The 2,125-nt window shown below is 73.1% G+C and carries 2 protein-coding genes and 1 pseudogene; all 3 read right to left on the bottom strand.

Annotation, left to right across the window (positions count from 1 at the left end; translation table 11 throughout):
* Positions 1-204 precede the first annotated feature (204 nt).
* Positions 205-831: pseudogene (shbA, locus tag ACTUAL_RS20625) on the bottom strand (RNA polymerase sigma factor ShbA); the annotation flags it as partial.
* 118 nt (positions 832-949) lie between these two features.
* Positions 950-1,588: an HD family phosphohydrolase gene (locus ACTUAL_RS20620; protein WP_096496073.1), complete on the bottom strand. Its 639-nt coding sequence runs from the start codon at positions 1,586-1,588 to the stop codon at positions 950-952.
* Positions 1,589-1,855: 267 nt separating this feature from the next.
* Positions 1,856-2,017, bottom strand: coding sequence for a hypothetical protein (locus ACTUAL_RS20615; RefSeq protein WP_440901397.1), 162 nt, complete (start codon positions 2,015-2,017; stop codon positions 1,856-1,858).
* Positions 2,018-2,125 lie beyond the last annotated feature (108 nt).

The raw sequence follows: 2,125 nt of genomic DNA, 5'->3' as shown, positions 1-2,125 counted from the left end.
CTGTGCCCTGCCCGCCCCTGTGCCCTGCCCGCCCCTGTGTCCGTCCCCGCCCCTGTGCCCTGCCCGCCCCTGTGTCCGTCCCCGTGTCCTGCCCGCCCCGTGCGCCCTACCCCCGTGCCCCACTCCCGCGCGCCGCCCCTGCCCGAGGCCGCCCACGTCGCTCCCCGCTCCCGCCCCACCCGCCAGAACCGACGGCGCCCCTCCCGCCAGCGCCACCCGCAGGCGCGCCAGCGCCCGGTGCTGCGCCACGCGCACCGCGCCCGGCGGCGAGCGCACCGCGTGCGCGGTCTCCTCCGCCGACATCCCCACCACCACCCGCAGCAGCAGGATCTCCCGCTGCTTCTCCGGCAGCACCCGCAGCAGCTCCGCCATCTGCTCCGACACCTCGCCCTGCAGCGCCCGCGCCTCCGGCCCCGCCGACGACTCCGGCGCGTCCGGCAGCTCCGCCACCGGCTCCGCGCGGTTGCGGGCCGCGAAGCGGTGGACGTCGGCCACCTTGTGGGCGGCGATGCCGTACACGAAGGCCAGGAACGGGCGCCCCTGGTCCTGGTAGTTCGGCAGCGCCTTCAGCACCGCCAGGCACACCTCCTGCGCCACGTCGTCGGCGGTGGCGTAGGCGCCGCCGACGCGCGCCCGGCAGTACTTGACGATCAGCGGGCGCAGCACGCCGAGCAGGTGCTCGACGGCCGCGCGGTCGCCCGCCACGGCCGCCGTCACGTCGCTCCTCGACACGGCTAACGCGGCGCGGGCCGCCGCCGCGCCGACCGGTCTCGCCGCGCGCTCGCGCTGGCGAGGAGCACCGACCGCCGTCCTCTCACCGGTGAATTCCATACCCGAGACACCTCCACGCCCGACCGCGGCTCACCCTCTGGCGGTAGGGGGACGCGCGAGCGGCCGGGCTCTTACGGAGGTTTTCGAGAAAATCTTGAAAAACTTCGTTGTGGCAGGTTTAGGGCACCGCTGCCAGCAGTTCCTCCACCGCCGGGTCGTCCAGCGACTCCACGATGCACTGCCACAGCTCCAGGTTCGCGCTCGCCCACCGGGAGTACAGGGCGGCGGCCTGGGGGTCGTAGAAGTAGTAGCCCTCGTCGTGCTTGGACCGCTGCTCGCCGACGATCTTGTGCGCGAGCTGGCGGAGCGTGATGCCGTTCTCCAGCAGGTACTTCGGCGCCAGCACCACCGGGGTCACCGGCAACGCCTTGAACAGGGTGTCGGCGTCGGACAGCGCCTGCGCCTCGACCGAGATCCACCGGTCGCGGGTGCGCATCTCCGCCTCCTCGACCACCTCGTCGACCCGCAGCGCCGCCTCGTCGGGCACCCCGGCGTCGGCCAGGATCTCCATCCGCAGCTCCCGCCCGTCCACGGGCAGCGAGTTGCGGCGCACCACGTAGTTGACGTCGTGCACCAGCGCGGCGACCTCGACCAGCGCCACGTCCGCCCCGTTGCGCCCCGCGAACAGCACGGCCTTGTCGCGCACGAAGCTCACGTGGTGCCAGCCGTGGAACTGGAGGTTCGCCGCGTGGTCCTGGCACAACCGCCACACGCGCTTCTCCACGACCTCGGTGGAAACAGCAGTGATCATCCTCATCGGACCCTCCCAGAGCCGGGTGGGCCGATGGTATGGCGGCGCCCGTGCCCTCGGGGTGCCCGGAGGACGCCCGTTCGACCGGCTCGGGCGGGGCCCCGACCCGGTCGCGCGGGGGAGGGGGCCGCGCGAGCGGGGTGGCGGACCGCGACCCAGCACGGTGAACGGCCGGGTGACCGGGTGGCCCGGCCGGGTGGAAACGCTCCGGAACCGGGCAGCCCCCGAACGGGTGAGGCACGGGCCTCGCGCACCCTGGTCGGGCACCGGGTGTCACAACCTCCCGGTCAGCACCTCCCAGCGCGCCTCCACCGGCACGTGCCGGTGGCTGGTCCCGGTGCCGGGGTCGTAGGACAGGCTCCACGGGCTCACCGCCCGCGACTTGACCAGGAACGTCATCGTCCCGTCGATCGCGCGCGGGATGCTGGCGAGCACGTCTGGCAGCGTCGTGGCTTCGTTATATGCGGGAACTTGAACGATTAATTTCATTACTTTGCCCATACCGGTTCGGTCAGCAGCCACTGGCCCGGGTGGTGACGAACG

Source organism: Actinosynnema sp. (assembly GCF_052038725.1).
This window is presented reverse-complemented; position numbering and strand designations above follow the sequence as displayed.